Genomic DNA, 15,792 nt, shown 5'->3' with positions numbered 1-15,792 from the left:
TCCCCGTTTGCCAGGCCTCGCGCGGCCAAGATACCGTGACCATTCAGATGATGAGAACATCTGATCTGAACATCCGGAGGTTCGCGTTGACCGTTCCCGAGATCGACCCCACCAAGCCCGAGGTGCTGCTCGACCCGTTCACCGCCTACGGCCAGGCCCGCGAGCGGTGCCCGGTGGCGCGGATGACCGTGCCCGGCATGGGCGACATGTGGGTCCTCACCCGGCACGAGGACGCCAAGGCGATGCTCGCCGACCCGCGCTTCGAGCTGAACGCGAACAGCTTCCAGGGCCTGCCGGGCGTCCCCGAGCACTGCAAGCCGTACCTGCGCACGATGTCCGAGATGAACGGTCCCGAGCACCTCCGGCTGCGCAGGCTGGCCGCGCCCGCGTTCACCGCGCGCCGGGCGGAGGAGTTCCGGCCGCGGATCGAGGCGATCGTGGCCGCGCTGCTCGACGCCCTGCCGGACGGCGACACCGTCGACCTCCTGGAGCACTTCGCCCGCCCGTTGCCGATGGACGTGATCTGCGAGCTGGTGGGCATCCCGGTCGAGCACCGGCCGCGGTGGCGCGAGTTCGGGGTGGCCGTGGTGAGCGGCTACGGGCCGGGGTTCCTCGCCGCGATCCCGGGTGTGATCGAGGGCGCGATCGAGGCCGTCGAGCTGCGCCGGACCTCACCGGGTGACGACCTGATCTCCCAGCTGCTGCGCGTGCGCGACGAGGACGGCGACCGCTTCACCGAAGCGGAGCTGGTGACCCTGGTGTGGCAGTTGGTGATCGCCGGGCAGACGCCGACCAACCTCATCGTCAACGGTCTCGACGCGCTGCTCACCCACCCCGACCAGCTCGCGGCGCTGCGGGCGGACCCGGGCCTGGTGCCGCGCGCGGTGGAGGAGCTGACGCGGTGGGTCGGCCCGCAGCTGCTGACCGTGCCCCGGTTCACGCGGGAAGAGGTGGGCTTCGGCGACGTGGTGATCGGCAAGGGCGAGCGGGTGATGACGGCGATCGTGTCGGCCAATCGCGACCCCCGGGTCTACGCCGAGCCGGACCGGCTGGACGTCACGCGCACGCCGTCGACCGGCCACCTCGGCTACTCGCACGGCGCGCACTTCTGCCTCGGCGCCGCGTTCGCGCGGGTGCAGACGCAGGTGGCGCTGTCGGCCGTGCTGGAGCGGTTCCCGGACCTCGCGTCGGCGGGAACGCCGCGCCGGACGCCGGACGGCGGCACGTGGCGCTTGGCGTCACTGGTCGTCCGACGGCGTTAGGCGCCGAGGTCGGGGAAGAAGCAGTCCAGGATCTCGTCGGCGATCTCCCCGACCTCCCGGCCACCGGTGTCGACCACGAGGTCGGCGTCCAGCACGACGGTGGGGACGGCCAGGCGGCGCAGGTCCTCCTCGGGCAGGCCGCGGAGGTCGTCGCCGGGGATCGCCGGCCCCTTGCCCGCGCCGCGCAGGAGCAGGCGTGCCACGAGCTCGTCGGGGCCCGCGAACAGCGAGCACACCTTCGCCTCCGGCGGGACGTTCTCGAGTTCGCCGGTGACGACCAGGTGTTGTGCGCCCGCCTCGCGGTAGACGCGTCGGACGGCGTCGAGCCGCCGTCCCTTCGCCGCCACGTCCAGCGGCGGTGCGGCGAAGGTGATCTGGGCCAGGTCGACGTAGGCCGTTCTGGTGTGTGCGAAGAGGCGGGTGAACACCTCCCAGCCCACGGTCGACTTGCCGACGGCACGCGGCCCGGTGATCCACAGGACGGTCACGCGGCCCACCTCTCCCGGATCTCCGCGGCGATCTCGGCGGGTGCCCGCCCGTCCGTGTCGACGGTGAAGTCGGCGAAGTCGGCGCGTTCCAGCGCGTCGGCGTCGTCGAGCGCCTGGTCGACGTGCCCGGGGAGCCAGCCGCGGCCCAGGAAGCGGGCGCGCAGCTCGGCGTGGTCCACCCGCAACCGGCACAGCGTGATGTCCGCGCCGGGCAGGCGATCGGTGTACAGGCGGGCTTCCCCGGGGGTGTTGAGGAAGCCGGAGACGATGAGCGGCGAGCCCTTGAACTCCGGCCACAACGCGCCGAGCGCGCTCGACTTGATCCGGTGGTTCTCCGGGTCGTCGGCGTTCGACGGGTAGCACAGGCCCAGCTGGTCGGCGTCGACGTAGGAGCCGCGGTCGAGGAGGCGGTGGAGCCGCCAGCCGACCGTCGACTTGCCGACGCCGGACGGGCCGAGGAGCCAGAGCACGGTGGTCATCGGGCGGGAGCGTAGTTCGGCCCGGTCCGGTGCGGCGATCCGTTTTCCGCGGCCGTCCGGCGTCGACGACCGAGCTTGAACCTTTCTCGCGTTCACGCCACCGTGGTGGCATGCCGTCCACGGTGAAGAACGCGACGCTGCTGTTCCTGGGGCGCGCCGTAGTCCGGGCGCAAGCCCTCCTCGGCGATCCCGCCGCCCGGTTGCTCGGGCTCAGCCCGACCCGCGACCCCTACCCGGTGTACGAGTCGGTGCGCCGGCAAGGCGTGCTGGTGAAGACCAAGATGGGCCTGTACCTCACCGCGTCGCACGAGTTGTGCGCGCGAGTGCTGCGCGATCCCGGGTTCGGCCCGCTGCCCGCGGGCGCGCTGTCACCGGTCGACTCGTCGGTCCAGCTCGACGGACGGCGGCTGGTCAACCCGGTCGAGGAGTCGTTCCTGGTGCGCAACCCGCCCGACCACACCCGGCTGCGGCGGCTGGTCGCGCCCTGGTTCACGCCACGCGGGCTGCGCGCGCAGACCGCGACCGTCGAGCGGGTGGTCGAGGAGTACCTGGACGAGGTGGCGGACCGGCGCACGTTCGACCTCGTCGGCGACTTCGCGGCCAGGGTGCCGATCCAGGTGATCGCCGACCTGCTCGGCGTGCCGGGCGCGGACCACGCGACGTTCGCCCGGTGGGGCAGCGCGTTGGTCAACGCGCTCGACGGCGTGCGGGACCTGCGTGAGCTGCGGGCGCTGCAAGCGGCGTTGCGCGAGTTCGAGGCGTTCCTGGACGACCTGATCGCGCATCGGCGGCGGCACCCCGGCGGGGACGACGTCGTGTCCGCGCTGGTGGCGCACGACGACCTGACCCGCGAGGACCTGATCGCCACCACGGAACTGCTGCTGGTGGCCGGTTTCGAGACCACGGTCAACTTGATCGGCAACTCGGTGCTTGCGGTGCTCGGGCACCCCGAGGTGCGCGAGCGGCTGCTCGCCGACCCCGGCTACGCCGACGCCGTCGTGGAGGAGACGCTGCGGCACGACCCTCCGGTGCAGTACACGGTGCGGGTGCCGTTCGAGTCGACCGAGGTCGCCGGGATCCGGCTGGCCAAGGGCACGCCGGTCATGCTGATGCTGGCGGCGGCCAACCGGGACCCGTCGGTGTTCGCCGACCCGCACCGGTTCGACCCGGGCCGCGCGGACGTGCGCGAGCACCTCGCGTTCTCGTCCGGCATCCACTACTGCCTCGGCGCGGGCCTGGCCCGGATGGAGGGCGCGGCGGCACTGCGCGGCCTGTTCCGCCGGTTCCCGGACCTGAGAGCGGCGGGCCCGGTGCGCCGCCGACCGTCACGGGTCATCCGGGGTGCGGCGCAGCTCCCGGTGACCACCGGCGCGAAAAAACAACACCCGATCGTGGAAACCATCAGCTGAGCCTCAGGAATGTGGTGCATGCTGGTACCGCGCGTCGACCCGCCGCACCGCCGCCGCGGCGGGTCGTTGCGCCCTTTCCGCATTAGTGCGGATTCTTGGCGTCGTGCGCGTGACGGGCCCGCTCGACCTTTTCCAGGTTCTCCGCCGACCACTCGGCCAGGTGTGCGAACAACGGGGCGAGGCTGCGCCCGAGTTCGCTGATCTCGTACTCCACCCGGGGCGGCATTTCGGCGTGATAGGTGCGCACGACGAGACCGTCGCGCTCCAACTGCCTCAGCCGCTGGGTCAGCACCTTGGGCGTGATCGTGGTGATGCGGTGCGCCAACTCACCGAACCGCTGCCGGCCGTATTCGTTCAACGCCCACAGGATCGGGGTCGTCCAGCGGCTGAACACCAGGTCCACCACCGGCGCGATGGGACAGGCCAGCTCCGGGTCGGAGGTTGTGCCACTGGTCACATCAGACCCCTTCCACGTTACTTACCTCTAGGTACCTACTATATCGAGGAAAGTAGCGTTCCCGTCGTACGAACGACACGACAACGGGAGCGATCATGATCGTGGTGACGGGTGCGACCGGGAACGTCGGCCGGCCGCTGGTGCGGGCGCTGGTCGAGGCGGGCGAGCAGGTGACGACCGTGTCGCGCGGTGCGTCGGCGCGGCCCGGTGTGCGCCACGTGCGGGCGGACCTGACGAGGCCGGAGAGCCTCACGCCCGCGTTGGAGGGCGCCACGGCGCTGTTCCTGCTGGCCTCGGGCGACTTCACGGCGAACAACGGCGCCGCGCTGGGTGCCGTGCTGGAACTCGCGCGTGACGTCGAGCGGGTCGTGCTGCTGTCCTCGCAGGGTGTGGGGACGGGACGGCACGCGCCGGACCTCGAAGAGGCGGTCACGCGGTCGGACCTGGAGTGGACGGTGCTGCGGCCGGGCGGGTTCGCGTCGAACAGCTACGCGTGGGCCGGGACGATCCGGGAGCAGCGGTCGGCGGCGGCGCCGTTCGCCGACGTGGCGCTGCCCGTCATCGACCCGGACGACATCGCCGGGGTCGCCGCCGCGGCGTTGCGGGAGGCGGGTCACGGCGGGCAGACCTACGTGCTGACCGGGCCGGAGGCGATCACGCCGCGGCAGCAGGTCGCGGCGATCGGGGACGCGGTGGGCGAGCCGGTGCGGTTCGTGGAGCTGAGCCGGGCCGAGGCCAGGGCCGGGATGACGGCGTTCATGCCCGAGGTGATCGCCGACGCCACCTTGGACATCCTCGGCACGCCGACCGCCGACGAGCAGCGGGTGAGCCCGGACGTCGAACGGGTCCTCGGCCGCCCCGCCGGTTCCTTCGCCGACTGGGCGGCACGCAACGCCGCGGCGTTCAAGTGAGCGGCTCGGTGAGGGGCGCACGGGGCGCCCCTCACCGGGCGGCACGTCAGTCGACGCCCCGCATCAACCGGTGGATGGCCTTCGTCGAGGCGACCAGCGCGACACCGAGAACGATCGCCACCGTGCCCAGGACGCCGAAGTACGCCACCGCGTTCTCGTCGCTGTAGAACCGGACCACGATCGCGCCGACACCCGAACCGGCCGCCGTGGCGAGGAACCACAGGCCCATGGTCTGCGAGGCGAACGCGCGCGGCGCGAGCTTCGTCGTCACGGACAGGCCCACCGGCGACAGCAGCAGCTCGCCGCAGGTCATGACCAGGTACATCAGCACCAGCCACAGGAAGCTCACCCGCCCCTCGCCCTGGCTGGCGACCATCAGCAACAGGAACGACAGGCCCACCAGCAGCAGCGCGTAGCCGAACTTGCGCGGTGTCGAGGGCTGGCGCTTGGCCAGCCGCACCCACAGCAGCGCGAACAGCGGCGCCACCGCGATGATCATCACCGGGTTGATCGACTGGATGAACGACGGCGGGAACGCCAACCCCAGGAACGAGGTCTCGACCCTGGTGTCGGCGAACGCGGCGATCACCGTCGCGCTCTGCTCGAACAGCAGCCAGAACATCGCCGCCGCGATGAACAGCGGGATGTAGGCGATCACCCGCGACCGCTCAACCGGCGTGGTGCGCGGGCTGCGGATCATCACCGCGAAGTAGCCGACCGGCAGCAGCACCGACAGCAGGCTGATCAGGTTGATCACGCCCTCGGCGCCCAGCACCCCGAGCACGACCAGCGCCGCCACCACGCCCACCACGCCCACCGTCACGGCGACAACCCGGCCGAGCACCCGGCCGCGCTCCTCGGCGGGCAGCGGGAACGGCGGCGTCGCGGCCGAGTCACCGAGGCCGCGCCTGCCGAGCCGGTAGACGACCAGGCCGAGCGCCATGCCGACCGCCGCCGCGCCGAAGCCGAGGTGCCAGTCGTAGGTCTCGCCGAGGAACCCGCACACCAGCGGCGCGAGGAAGCCGCCGAGGTTGATGCCCATGTAGAAGATCGTGAAACCGGAGTCGCGGCGCGGGTCCTGCTGGTCGTACAGGCCGCCGACCACGGTGGAGATGTTCGGCTTGAGCAGGCCGGTGCCCAGCACGATCAGGATCAGGCCGGTGTAGACGCCGGTCACGCCGATCGGCAGCGCCAGCGCGATGTGCCCGAACATGATCAGCACGCCGCCGTAGAACACGGCCCGCTGCCCGCCGAGCACCCGGTCGGCCAGCCAGCCGCCCGCGACACCGGACATGTAGACCGAGGCGCCGTAGATGGCGACCAGCGACAACGCGAAGCTCTTGTCGAGCCCGAGCCCGCCTTCGGCGGCGGTGCGGTACAGGTAGTAGGCGAGGATCGCCTTCATCCCGTAGTAGGAGAAGCGCTCCCACAGCTCGGTGAAGAACAGCGTCGACAGTCCTCGGGGGTGACCGAAGAAGCCCCGCTGCGGGGTGGAGACGGCGCTCGTGGCGCTCACGTGGTTCCTCCTGGGTGTCAACGATGTCACCGTCGGCGTACCGGGTCACGCTACGCCGTACGGGTGTACTGGATGAAATCCCGATACCGCCGAGTGGCCTACTCCACAGCCTCGGGGTGCGGTCCGGTTCAACGTTTGGTGCACTCGTGGGGTGGATCTGATCGAGGCTCACGGACGCGCGATGACGGAGTTCGACTCGCGGGTGCGCCAGGTGCGCCCGGAGCAGTGGGACTGGGGCACACCCTGCAAGGAGTGGTCGGTCCACGACCTGGTCAACCACCTCGTCAGAGAGCAGCTGTGGGCGCCGGAACTGCTGGCGGGCTGCACGGTCGAGCAGGTGGGCGACCGGTTCGACGGCGACCAGCTCGGCACCGACCCGCTGCACTCGTGGGTGCTGGCGGCGGCCGCGGCGCGCGAGGCGTGGATCGCGCCGAAAGCGCTGCTCAAGCCGGTGCGCCTGAGCTACGGCAAGGCGACGGCGGTCGAGTACGGCTGGCAGATGACCTCGGACCTGGCCGTGCACGCCTGGGACCTGGCCCGCGCCATCGGGGCGGACGAGCGGGTCGACCCCGACCTCGCCGAGGCGGTGCTGGACTACATCGAGCCGAACGCGGAGGCGTGGGCGGCGAGCGGGCTGTTCGACCCGCCGGTGCCGGTGCCCGACGACGCCGACCCGCAGACCAGGCTGATCGCCCTGCTGGGACGCACGCCGTAGTGGTGGTTCTGCGCCGTGGGGAGAGCCCATCGGAAGCCTCCCCACGGCGCCCATTCCTTGGCACGGGCGGGGCCCCCGTGGCCAAGCCCTGTCGTGCGCGCCCCGCCCCGCGCAGCTCCCCCGATTGCACGGGACGGGGCGCACCTCCCCCTCGCGGTGTGCGGAGCCCCCGACCTCCCCGCACACGGACATTGATAGCCCGCGGACGTTGTCAGCGGTCGGTGAACCGGTTCCTGACAACATTTCCCGGACAACGACATCGGGCCCCGCCGCGTGGTGCGGCGGGGCCCGAACGGTGTCGAGAGGTGGGTGCTGGTGCTGGTCAGGGGCCGTTGACGCCCGGTTCCCAGCTCTCCGGCCTGCCGGTCGCGGTGAGCAGCAGCTGCCAGTCGCCGAAGCCCATCGGGGCGTCGTGGTGCCACGGGAACTTGCCGTCCGCGGTGGGCAGGATGATCTGCACGGCGGCGAAGTCGCCCTTGCCGTAGAGCAGGAACGCGCTGCCGAAGAACTCCGGGTAGAAGCCCTTGAACACCCGCTCGAACGTGACCGGCACGCCGTCGAAGAAGTCGTAGTAGAGCCGGCCGGGCACGAACCGCTCGCCACGCCTGGCCCGGTCGACGTAGGCGCGGATGAGCACCTGCGCGTGCTCGGGCGGCAGGCCGAGGACCACCGCCTCGGCGACGCCGAACCGGCGCCAGGCACCGACCGAGAACGAGTAGCCGGCGCCTTCGTCGTCCTCGGGCACGGTGACCACGGCGTGGCCGTGCTGCTCGGCCTGGGTCAGCAGCCAGTTGCGCAGGTTGATGTCCTGGACGGACGGCGCGGAGGGGTTCGACACCAGGCCATTGTGCCCGCTGCTCCCGTCAACCCCGCATAAGCACCCGGACGGCGGACGGGCACACGACAGCCCCGCGCCGGAGGCACCGGCGCGGGGCTGTGCGAAGCGGTCGAGCAGAGGTCAGCCGACCTCGGCCATCACTTCGTCGGTCACGTCGAAGTTCGCGAACACGTTCTGCACGTCGTCGCAGTCCTCGAGCGCGTCGATCAGCTTGAAGATCTTCCGCGCGCCCTCGGCCTCCAGCTGCACGGTCACCGAGGGCAGGAAGTTCGCTTCCGCCGACTCGTAGTCGTACCCCGCGTCCTGGAGCGCCTTGCGCACCGCGACCAGGTCACCGGCCTCGGACACGACCTCGTAGCTCTCGCCCAGGTCGTTGACCTCCTCGGCGCCCGCGTCGAGGACGGCCATCAGCACGTCGTCCTCGGTCAGGTCACCCTTCGGCACGATCACCACGCCCTTGCGGGTGAACATGTAGGCCACCGAGCCGGGGTCGGCCATGGAACCGCCGTTGCGGGTCATCGCGGTGCGGACCTCGGACGCGGCCCGGTTGCGGTTGTCGGTCAGGCACTCGACCAGCACCGCCACGCCGTTGGGGCCGTAGCCCTCGTACATGATGGTCTGCCAGTCGGCGCCGCCCGCCTCCTCGCCACCGCCGCGCTTGCGGGCGCGTTCGATGTTGTCCAGCGGCACGGAGTTCTTCCGCGCCTTCTGGATGGCGTCGTACAGCGTCGGGTTGCCGTCTGGATCACTACCGCCGGTGCGGGCCGCCACCTCGATGTTCTTGATCAGCCGCGCGAAGAGCTTGCCGCGCTTGGCGTCGATTGCGGCCTTCTTGTGCTTGGTGGTCGCCCACTTTGAGTGGCCGCTCATTTCTCCTCCGTCGAATGCTCAGCCCGCGGCACGGACCATGTCCACGAAAAGGCGGTGCACCCGCCCGTCACCGGTCAGTTCCGGGTGGAACGAGGTGGCGAGCACGTGCCCCTGCCGAACCGCGACGATCCTACCGGCGGCCTCACCGGCGTCTTCCGTTTCGGGCACCCGGGCGAGTACTTCCACGTCCGATCCCGCCGATTCCACCCACGGCGCGCGGATGAACACCGCGTGCACCTCTCCCACGTCGGTGAAGTCGAGTTCGGCTTCGAAGGAATCGACCTGCCTGCCGAACGCGTTGCGCCGCACCACGATGTCGAGCCCGCCGAGCTGGTGCTGGTCGGGCCGGCCGTCCAGGACCTGGTCGGCCAGCAGGATCATCCCGGCGCACGACCCGTAGGCGGGCATGCCCTCCTTGATCCGCGCGCGCAGCGGCTCCAAGAGGTCGAACGTGGCCAGCAGCCGGCTGATGGTCGTCGACTCGCCGCCCGGCAGCACCACGCCGTCGACCTCGGCCAGCTCCTCGGGCCGGCGGATCGGGCGGGCGAGCACGTCGGCCTCGGCCAACGCGACGAGGTGCTCACGGACGTCGCCCTGCAGGGCGAGGACACCGACAACGGACACGGCTGGGTTTCCTCCTAGGTGAACTGCCACCAGCCTAGGTGACCGGGCCGGACGGGTGCTCGTGGCACCCGCCCGGCCATTCGGTCATCCCGCGACGCGCGAGTCGCGCGCCGCGACCCGCTCGGCCTCCTGGTGGGCGACCGAACGACGGGCTCTGGCGGCCCGCCCGCGCCGCGGAGGACGGCACGGCGGACACCGGCGAAACCCGGAACGCGCTCAGCCCGACGCGGGCCGGCCGACCGCGCGTCCGTGCCGGACGGCGGTGGGCGGCAATGGCGGTCGGTACTGCGGAAAACCGAATCGGGTCACGCCACCTCGGCGTCATCCGGCATTTCCCGCGCGTTCACCGGCTTCTCGACACGGCCTGCGCCGAAGCGCGCGGTGGCCCGTTGTAGCAGGTCCGGCCCCCGAACAGCCCGATTGGGGCACTCGACGGCGGCCGACTCGCGCGCGCTCCGCGCAAACCGTGACGGCGGCACGTTAGTGGCTCGCGACCGGCTCCCGGAAATCGCTTGAGGAAGACTTGATGTAATCCTCTTCACAATGCCCGGAAAGGGCCTGGTCGAGGTCGTCCCAAATGTCCTCGACATCCTCCAGGCCGACGCTGAGCCGCAGCAGGTTGCCGGGTACGCCGGAGGCCTCGCGGGCGGCACCGGGCACCAGCCGGTGGGTCAGCGCGGCGGGGTGCTCGATCAGCGTGTCGACCGAGCCGAGGCTGACGGCGGGCGTGACCAGTCGGAGCCTGCGCACGACGGCGGTGGGGTCTTCGCGGGTGGTGAACGCGAGCATCGCGCCCGGACCGCGCATCTGGGTGCCGACGAGACCGGCCGGGTCGGCGCCGGGCAGGCTCGGATGCCGCACCAGGACGGTGCCGCGGTGGGCGTCGAGCCTGGCGGCCAGGTCGACCGCGGTGCGCTGCGCCGCCTCGACGCGCAGCGGCAGCGTGGCCAGGCCGCGGTGCATGAGGTAGCCGCCCAGCGGGTGCAGCACGGCGCCGGTGATGATCCGGACCTGGCGCAACGGCCCGGCGTGCTCCTCGGCGCAGGCCACCACGCCGCCGAGCACGTCGCCGTGCCCGCCGAGGTACTTGGTGCCCGAGTGCAGCACGTAGGTCGCGCCGAGCGCCGCGGGGTTCTGCAGCACGGGCGTGGCGAACGTGTTGTCCACCATCAGCGGGACGTCGCCCGCCTGGGCGGCCACGGCGGCGAGGTCGATCAGGTCCAGGTTGGGGTTGGCCGGTGTCTCGATGACGACGAGGCCGGTCTGCGGTGTGATCGCGTCGGCGACCCGGTCGGCGGTCGTGTACGTGGTGCGCACGCCGAGCAGGCCGGACGACAGCAGGTGGTCGGTGCCGCCGTAGATCGGGCGCACCGCGACCACGTGCGGCTTGCCGGTGAGCACGCAGGAGGCTTGGACGACGGCGGTCACCGCGGCCATGCCGCTGCCGAACGCCACGGCGGCCGACGTGCCCTCCAGCGCGGCCAGGGCCTGCTCGAACCGGGCCACGGTCGGGTTGTGCAGCCGGGAGTAGACCGGCGAGGCGGTGTGCGCCGCGCCGCCGTCGGCGAAGTGCTGCAGCGCGTGGCCGCCCTCCGCCTGGTCGGGGATCGGGTAGGTGGTGGACAGGTCGATCGGCAGGGCGTGCACGCCCAGGTCGGCGAGGTCGTCGCGCCCACCGTGCACCGCCGTCGTTCGCAACCGGGTCATGCCCGAATCTTGGACTTATCGTCGGCGGGTGCGGGAAACTTCCGCAAGTTCTTCGGCCACGAGAGGGGTTCGGCGTGCTGGATTCGGTGGACGCGGCGATCGTGCAGGAGCTTCAGAAGGACGCTCGGCTGGCCAACAAGGACCTGGCCGACCGGGTCAACGTGGCCGCGTCCACGTGCGTGGTCCGGCACCGGTCGCTGCGCGAGCGCGGCGTCATCACCGGCTACCACGCGGAGGTCGACCTGGCCGCGCTGGGACGGCCGGTGCAGGCGATCATCGCGGTGCGGGTCCGGCCGCACACGAGGGCGATCGTGGAGCCGTTCATGGACTACGTGCTGACGCTGCCCGAGGTGCTGGCGATGTCGCACGTGGCGGGGCCGGAGGACTTCCTGGTGCACGTCGCGGTCGCGGACACGGCGCACCTGCAGCGCTTGGTGCTCGACCGCTTCACCACGCGCCGCGAGGTCAGCGAGGTGCAGACGAACCTGCTGTTCCAGCACGTCCGCAAGCACACCGTGCCGCCCGAGGGTGGGAGCCGTCAGGGGTGACGGCCCCCACGCGCTCACGAGGTGATGCGCACCGAGGACGCGCCGTGGGACTTGCCCGGCGAGCGCACGCCGTTCACCGTCGAGGTGTCGAAGGCGAACGTGACGACCGCCGTGGCGATGGCGTCGGAGTTGACGTCCAGCGCGACCGCGTTGACGTTGCCGCGCAGGTCGTAGGCCGCGTCCAGCCGGGCGTACAGCGCGGGGTCGGCGCCGTCCTCGACCGGCGTGAGGCTGTCGCACGGCTGGTGGTAGCACGGGTCGAACGCCGCGCCCGCCACGCCGCCGTACCGGGCCGCCTGCGCCTCGGTCTTCACGCCCTCCGCACCGGTGAACAGGCCACCGGCCGGGATGCCCACCGCGATGAACGGCCCGTAGTCGGATCGGCCGGAGAACTCGGTGTCCTCCGACGGCACGCCGCGGTCGGCGTAGAACTTCTCGAACACGTCCTCGATCTCGGCCGAGCCGGGCGGGATGAAGCCGGGCGGTGCCGTGCCGCCGGAGTTGTCACCGTCGTAGACGCCGGTGAAGTAGTTCGGCGAGCCGACCATGTCGAAGTTCAGGTACAGCGCGATCCGGTCCCGCTCGGCCTGCGGCAGGGTGGCGACGTAGTGCTCGGAGCCGAGCAGCCCTTCCTCCTCCGCGCCCCACCACGCGAACCGGACCAGGTTGTCGGTCTTGACCTTGGCCATCTGAACGGCGACTTCGAGCAGCGCGGCGGACCCGGTGCCGTTGTCGTTGATCCCGGCGCCGTCCTGCACGCTGTCGAGGTGCGCGCCCGCCATCACGGTGTTGTCGGCCAGGCCCTCGCGCGACTCGGCGAACACGTTCCACGCGGTGCGCGTGTCGGAGACGAAGTCGACCTTCACGCGGACGACCTTGGGAGCGTTGGCGGCCAGCGCCTCACCGACCGCGTAGGTGGCGAAGACGACCGGGATGGACAGGCCTGGTGTGTCGCCGATCGGGGTGGACAGGCCGGTGCGCCCCGGCTGGCCCTCGTTGAACAGCACCACCCCGGACGCGCCCGCGGCCTGCGCGTTCAGCGTCTTCTGGGCGAAGCCGCAGGTGCCGCGTTGCAGCAGCGCGATGCCGCCGATCGGGAAGCCGAGGAAGTCCGCCGCCTCGCAGCCGCTGCTGTTGGAGTTCGGGGTCGGGCCGGGTGGGATGACGACGTCCACCGGGTAAGCGGGTGCGGTGGCCTCGCCGAGGAACGTCGGCGTGAAGCCGTTGCGGGTGAAGTCGCGGTCGGCGACGTAGGTGACCGGTGTCGGCAGGAGCTGCTGGAGCTCGGACCTCTCCTCGACGTACGGGAACTGGAACTCCTGCACGGTCGGCTCGTACCCGGCGGTGGTGAGCGCGTCCACGACGTAGTCGACCGACGCCCGGTAGCCGGGCCTGCCCGCGGCCCGGTCGCCGTGGGTGTCGGCGATGGACTGGAACGCGTCGAGGTGGCGCAGCACCCCGTCGAGCGTGACGGCCTTGGTGAGCTTGGCCGGTGAGTTGTTGGTGGGATCGGCGACGGCGGGGCCGCCCACGAGCAGTGGTGCGGTCAGCACGAGCGCCGCGGTGACGGCGATCCGCCGACGGCGGTGACGGAACGTCATGGCTTGCCTCCTGATGTGACAGACGCCACTAATGGGGTCGCCTGGACGTGGGTCACCCGTTACACCGATCGGCCCAGCGAAGTGCGACGTCCTCGGTGAACCTGTGTTAACAAAGGTCATGGGGAACGAAGCGTTGCGTGAGCTGCTGGATGGTCGGTGGGCGTCGTTGCGGCGCACGTCGCTGGAGTTGCTCGGTGGTGTGAAGCCCCCGGGCGAGCTGGCGCGCGAGGAGTACCGGGCCTGGGTGTCGGAGCAGATGCACGCGTTGGCCGAGGGCGGTCACCCGCTGATCGGGTTCCCCGCCGCGCACGGCGGGCAGGACGACGTCGGCGGCTCCGTGGTGGCGTTCGAGGTGTTGGGCTTCGGCGACCTGTCGCTGATGGTGAAGGCGGGCGTGCAGTGGGGGTTGTTCGGTGGCGCGGTGCAGGCGCTGGGGACCGCGGAGCACCACGACCGGTACCTGCCCGCGATCATGAACCTGGAGCTGCCCGGCTGCTTCGCGATGACCGAGACCGGGCACGGGTCGGACGTGCAGCACCTGCGGACGACGGCGACGTACGACCCGGACACCGAGGAGTTCGTGGTCGACACGCCGGATCCGTCGGCGCGGAAGGACTACATCGGCAACGCGGCGCGGGACGGGCGGATGGCCGTGGTGTTCGCGCAGTTGGTGACGGGCGGCGTGACGCAGGGGGTGCACGCGCTCCTGGTGCCGATCCGGGACGCCTCCGGTGCGCCGCTGCCGGGGGTGCGGATCGAGGACTGCGGGCCCAAGGCCGGGTTGAACGGCGTGGACAACGGGCGGCTGTCGTTCGACCGGGTGCGGGTGCCCAGGGCGAACCTGCTCAACCGGTACGGCGACGTCGCGCCGGACGGCACGTACTCCAGTCCGATCGAGGGCGAGGGACGGCGGTTCTTCACGATGCTCGGCACGTTGGTGCGCGGGCGGATCAGCGTCGCCGGTGGTGCGGGCAGCGCGACGAAGAAGGCGTTGGCGCTGGCCATCCGGTACGGCGACGGGCGGCGTCAGTTCACGCGGCCCGACACGGGCGAGGAAGTCGTGGTGCTCGACTACCTGGCGCACCAGCGGCGGTTGCTGCCCGCGTTGGCGACGACGTACGCGCTGCACTTCGCGCAGGAGGAGATGGTGTCGGCGCTGCACGACGTGTCCGACGACCGGCAGCAGCGGGAGCTGGAGTCGCGGGCGGCGGGGTTGAAGGCGGTGGCGACGTGGCACGCCACGCGGACGATCCAGGAGTGCCGGGAGGCGTGCGGCGGCGCCGGGTACCTGTCGGAGAACCTGATCGCCGGGCTGAAGGCGGACACGGACGTGTTCACCACCTTCGAGGGTGACAACACCGTGCTGCTGCAGCTGGTCGCGAAGGGGCTGCTGACCAGCTACCGGGACCACGTCGGCGACCTGGACCCGTGGGGCATGGCGCGGTTCGTGGCCGATCAGGCGGTGGGGGTGGTGATCGAGCGGACGGCGGCGCGGGCGATCATCGACCGGTTGGTGTCGGGCAGCTCGGACGCGTTGCTGGACCGGGGCTGGCAGGTGCGGCAGTTCGAGGACCGCGAGAAGCACGTGCTGGAGGGGCTGGCGCGGCGGTTGCGGCGTGCGTCGCGCGACGACGCGTTCGACGTGTTCAACGCCGCGCAGGACCACGTGCTGCACGCCGCACGCGCCCACGTGGACCGGGTGGTGCTGGAGGCGTTCGTGGCGGCGGTCGACCGGTGCCCGGACCCGGAGGCGACGGCGCTGCTGGACCAGGTGTGCGACCTGTACGCGTTGAGCACGATCGAGGCGGACCGGGCGTGGTTCCTGGAGCACGGCAGGCTCACGCCGCAGCGCGCGAAGGCGGTGTCGCAGGCGGTGAACGAGCTGTGCGGTCGGTTGCGGCCGCACGCGCGGGCGCTGGTGGACGCGTTCGGCATCCCGGAGACGTGGCTCACGGCCCCGATCGCCGGGTGACGTCGGGGAGAATGGGTTCCATGGACGACAGCGCGTTGATCAGCCTCGGACTGGCCCGGTACGTGCAGGCGGTGGCCGAGGAGGTCGGCGTGCCACCCGAGGGCACCGAGTTCGAGGTCAGCGACACCGCCACCGCCTACCTGGGCCTGGAGGGGCCGGGACGTGACCTGATGCTGCTGTGGAACGAGCAGCGCGGCTGGTCGATCGCCGTGGAGACGGACCCGACCGAGAAACCGGTCGTCGTGGCGCACCTGGGCCTGCCGCTCGTGCCGACGCCGGACGAGGTGGCGCGGTTCGTGGACGAGGTGCTGGCGGGCAAGCGGGGCGGACCGGAGCCGGAGGTCGGCACGCAGGACCGGCACCGGCTCGCCGGGCGGCTGAGCGACTACCTGTAG

Annotated in this window: 16 protein-coding genes; 7 read left to right on the top strand and 9 right to left on the bottom strand. The window is 71.5% G+C overall.

The genetic code is table 11. The features are described 5' to 3' along the window. The first annotated feature begins 50 nt into the window (after positions 1–50). Positions 51–1,262, top strand: coding sequence for a cytochrome P450 family protein (locus B0I31_RS27030; protein WP_106618262.1), 1,212 nt, complete (start codon positions 51–53; stop codon positions 1,260–1,262). Here B0I31_RS27030 and B0I31_RS27025 read toward each other — a convergent pair. Together B0I31_RS27025 and B0I31_RS27020 are read right to left on the bottom strand one after the other, a co-directional pair. Next, positions 1,259–1,750: a P-loop NTPase family protein gene (locus B0I31_RS27025; protein ID WP_146173959.1), complete on the bottom strand. Its 492-nt coding sequence runs from the start codon at positions 1,748–1,750 to the stop codon at positions 1,259–1,261. The two genes, B0I31_RS27030 and B0I31_RS27025, sit on opposite strands and share 4 nt — an antisense overlap. Next, positions 1,747–2,229, bottom strand: coding sequence for an AAA family ATPase (locus B0I31_RS27020; protein WP_106618185.1), 483 nt, complete (start codon positions 2,227–2,229; stop codon positions 1,747–1,749). The genes B0I31_RS27025 and B0I31_RS27020 overlap by 4 nt, the downstream gene beginning before the upstream one ends. 110 nt (positions 2,230–2,339) lie before the next feature. Between B0I31_RS27020 and B0I31_RS27015 the strand changes: the two genes are divergently transcribed. Beyond that, entirely contained in the window at positions 2,340–3,638 is a 1,299-nt protein-coding gene (locus tag B0I31_RS27015; protein ID WP_106618184.1) for a cytochrome P450, read from the top strand. 82 nt (positions 3,639–3,720) lie between these two features. On the opposite strand, the gene B0I31_RS27010 is transcribed toward B0I31_RS27015, so the two are convergent. Further along, positions 3,721–4,095: a winged helix-turn-helix transcriptional regulator gene (locus tag B0I31_RS27010; protein ID WP_106618183.1), complete on the bottom strand. Its 375-nt coding sequence runs from the start codon at positions 4,093–4,095 to the stop codon at positions 3,721–3,723. A 95-nt stretch (positions 4,096–4,190) separates the two neighbouring features. Here B0I31_RS27010 and B0I31_RS27005 point away from each other — a divergent pair, with 95 nt between their 5' ends. After that, positions 4,191–5,006, top strand: coding sequence for an NAD(P)H-binding protein (locus B0I31_RS27005; protein ID WP_106618182.1), 816 nt, complete (start codon positions 4,191–4,193; stop codon positions 5,004–5,006). A 46-nt stretch (positions 5,007–5,052) separates the two neighbouring features. Here B0I31_RS27005 and B0I31_RS27000 read toward each other — a convergent pair whose 3' ends face one another. Next, the gene (locus B0I31_RS27000) at positions 5,053–6,522 is read right to left on the bottom strand and encodes a peptide MFS transporter (RefSeq protein ID WP_106618181.1); all 1,470 of its coding nucleotides are present in this window, start codon (positions 6,520–6,522) and stop codon (positions 5,053–5,055) included. Between the two features lie 181 nt (positions 6,523–6,703). On the opposite strand from B0I31_RS27000, the gene B0I31_RS26995 reads away from it, so the two are divergent. Next, positions 6,704–7,237: a TIGR03086 family metal-binding protein gene (locus tag B0I31_RS26995; protein ID WP_106618261.1), complete on the top strand. Its 534-nt coding sequence runs from the start codon at positions 6,704–6,706 to the stop codon at positions 7,235–7,237. Between the two features lie 322 nt (positions 7,238–7,559). Here B0I31_RS26995 and B0I31_RS26990 read toward each other — a convergent pair whose 3' ends face one another. The 4 genes from B0I31_RS26990 to B0I31_RS26975 all read right to left on the bottom strand — a co-directional run bounded on the left by B0I31_RS26990 (position 7,560) and on the right by B0I31_RS26975 (position 11,276). Beyond that, the gene (locus B0I31_RS26990) at positions 7,560–8,075 is read right to left on the bottom strand and encodes a DUF4262 domain-containing protein (RefSeq protein WP_106618180.1); all 516 of its coding nucleotides are present in this window, start codon (positions 8,073–8,075) and stop codon (positions 7,560–7,562) included. Positions 8,076–8,195: 120 nt separating this feature from the next. Beyond that, positions 8,196–8,945 (bottom strand): YebC/PmpR family DNA-binding transcriptional regulator, encoded by a 750-nt coding sequence (locus tag B0I31_RS26985; protein ID WP_073886717.1) that lies wholly within the window; start codon positions 8,943–8,945, stop codon positions 8,196–8,198. Positions 8,946–8,963: 18 nt separating this feature from the next. Beyond that, positions 8,964–9,569 carry a pyridoxal 5'-phosphate synthase glutaminase subunit PdxT gene (pdxT, locus tag B0I31_RS26980; RefSeq protein WP_106618179.1) on the bottom strand — a complete coding sequence of 202 codons (606 nt, stop codon included), beginning with the start codon at positions 9,567–9,569 and terminating at the stop codon, positions 8,964–8,966. 480 nt (positions 9,570–10,049) lie between these two features. After that, positions 10,050–11,276, bottom strand: a complete 1,227-nt coding sequence (locus B0I31_RS26975) for a trans-sulfuration enzyme family protein (RefSeq protein WP_106618178.1) — start codon at positions 11,274–11,276, stop codon at positions 10,050–10,052. Positions 11,277–11,350: 74 nt separating this feature from the next. Here B0I31_RS26975 and B0I31_RS26970 point away from each other — a divergent pair, with 74 nt between their 5' ends. Next, entirely contained in the window at positions 11,351–11,824 is a 474-nt protein-coding gene (locus B0I31_RS26970) for an Lrp/AsnC family transcriptional regulator (RefSeq protein ID WP_106618177.1), read from the top strand. A 14-nt stretch (positions 11,825–11,838) separates the two neighbouring features. On the opposite strand, the gene B0I31_RS26965 is transcribed toward B0I31_RS26970, so the two are convergent. Further along, positions 11,839–13,425: a M28 family peptidase gene (locus tag B0I31_RS26965; protein WP_106618176.1), complete on the bottom strand. Its 1,587-nt coding sequence runs from the start codon at positions 13,423–13,425 to the stop codon at positions 11,839–11,841. Positions 13,426–13,543: 118 nt separating this feature from the next. Between B0I31_RS26965 and B0I31_RS26960 the strand changes: the two genes are divergently transcribed. Together B0I31_RS26960 and B0I31_RS26955 are read left to right on the top strand one after the other, a co-directional pair. Continuing rightward, positions 13,544–15,397: an acyl-CoA dehydrogenase family protein gene (locus B0I31_RS26960; protein WP_106618175.1), complete on the top strand. Its 1,854-nt coding sequence runs from the start codon at positions 13,544–13,546 to the stop codon at positions 15,395–15,397. A 20-nt stretch (positions 15,398–15,417) separates the two neighbouring features. Next, on the top strand, positions 15,418–15,792 hold the full coding sequence (locus tag B0I31_RS26955; RefSeq protein WP_146173958.1) for a DUF6292 family protein: 375 nt from the start codon (positions 15,418–15,420) through the stop codon (positions 15,790–15,792).

The sequence above is a fragment of the Saccharothrix carnea genome, assembly GCF_003014735.1.
In the GTDB taxonomy this organism is placed as follows: Bacteria; Actinomycetota; Actinomycetes; order Mycobacteriales; family Pseudonocardiaceae; genus Actinosynnema; species Actinosynnema carneum.
Note: the sequence above shows the minus strand (reverse complement) of the source record. Positions and strands in the feature narration are given on the sequence as shown.

Excerpts from the sequence above, each read along its gene's own strand:
- B0I31_RS27005 (WP_106618182.1), top strand. The coding sequence starts at position 4,191 with ATGATCGTGGTGACGGGTGCGACCGGGAACGTCGGCCGGCCGCTGGTG.
- B0I31_RS26975 (WP_106618178.1), bottom strand. The coding sequence starts at position 11,276 with ATGACCCGGTTGCGAACGACGGCGGTGCACGGTGGGCGCGACGACCTC.
- B0I31_RS27030 (WP_106618262.1), top strand. The coding sequence starts at position 51 with ATGAGAACATCTGATCTGAACATCCGGAGGTTCGCGTTGACCGTTCCC.
- B0I31_RS26995 (WP_106618261.1), top strand. The coding sequence starts at position 6,704 with ATGACGGAGTTCGACTCGCGGGTGCGCCAGGTGCGCCCGGAGCAGTGG.
- B0I31_RS27015 (WP_106618184.1), top strand. The coding sequence starts at position 2,340 with ATGCCGTCCACGGTGAAGAACGCGACGCTGCTGTTCCTGGGGCGCGCC.
- B0I31_RS27020 (WP_106618185.1), bottom strand. The coding sequence starts at position 2,229 with ATGACCACCGTGCTCTGGCTCCTCGGCCCGTCCGGCGTCGGCAAGTCG.
- B0I31_RS26955 (WP_146173958.1), top strand. The coding sequence starts at position 15,418 with ATGGACGACAGCGCGTTGATCAGCCTCGGACTGGCCCGGTACGTGCAG.
- B0I31_RS26985 (WP_073886717.1), bottom strand. The coding sequence starts at position 8,945 with ATGAGCGGCCACTCAAAGTGGGCGACCACCAAGCACAAGAAGGCCGCA.
- B0I31_RS26960 (WP_106618175.1), top strand. The coding sequence starts at position 13,544 with ATGGGGAACGAAGCGTTGCGTGAGCTGCTGGATGGTCGGTGGGCGTCG.
- B0I31_RS26965 (WP_106618176.1), bottom strand. The coding sequence starts at position 13,425 with ATGACGTTCCGTCACCGCCGTCGGCGGATCGCCGTCACCGCGGCGCTC.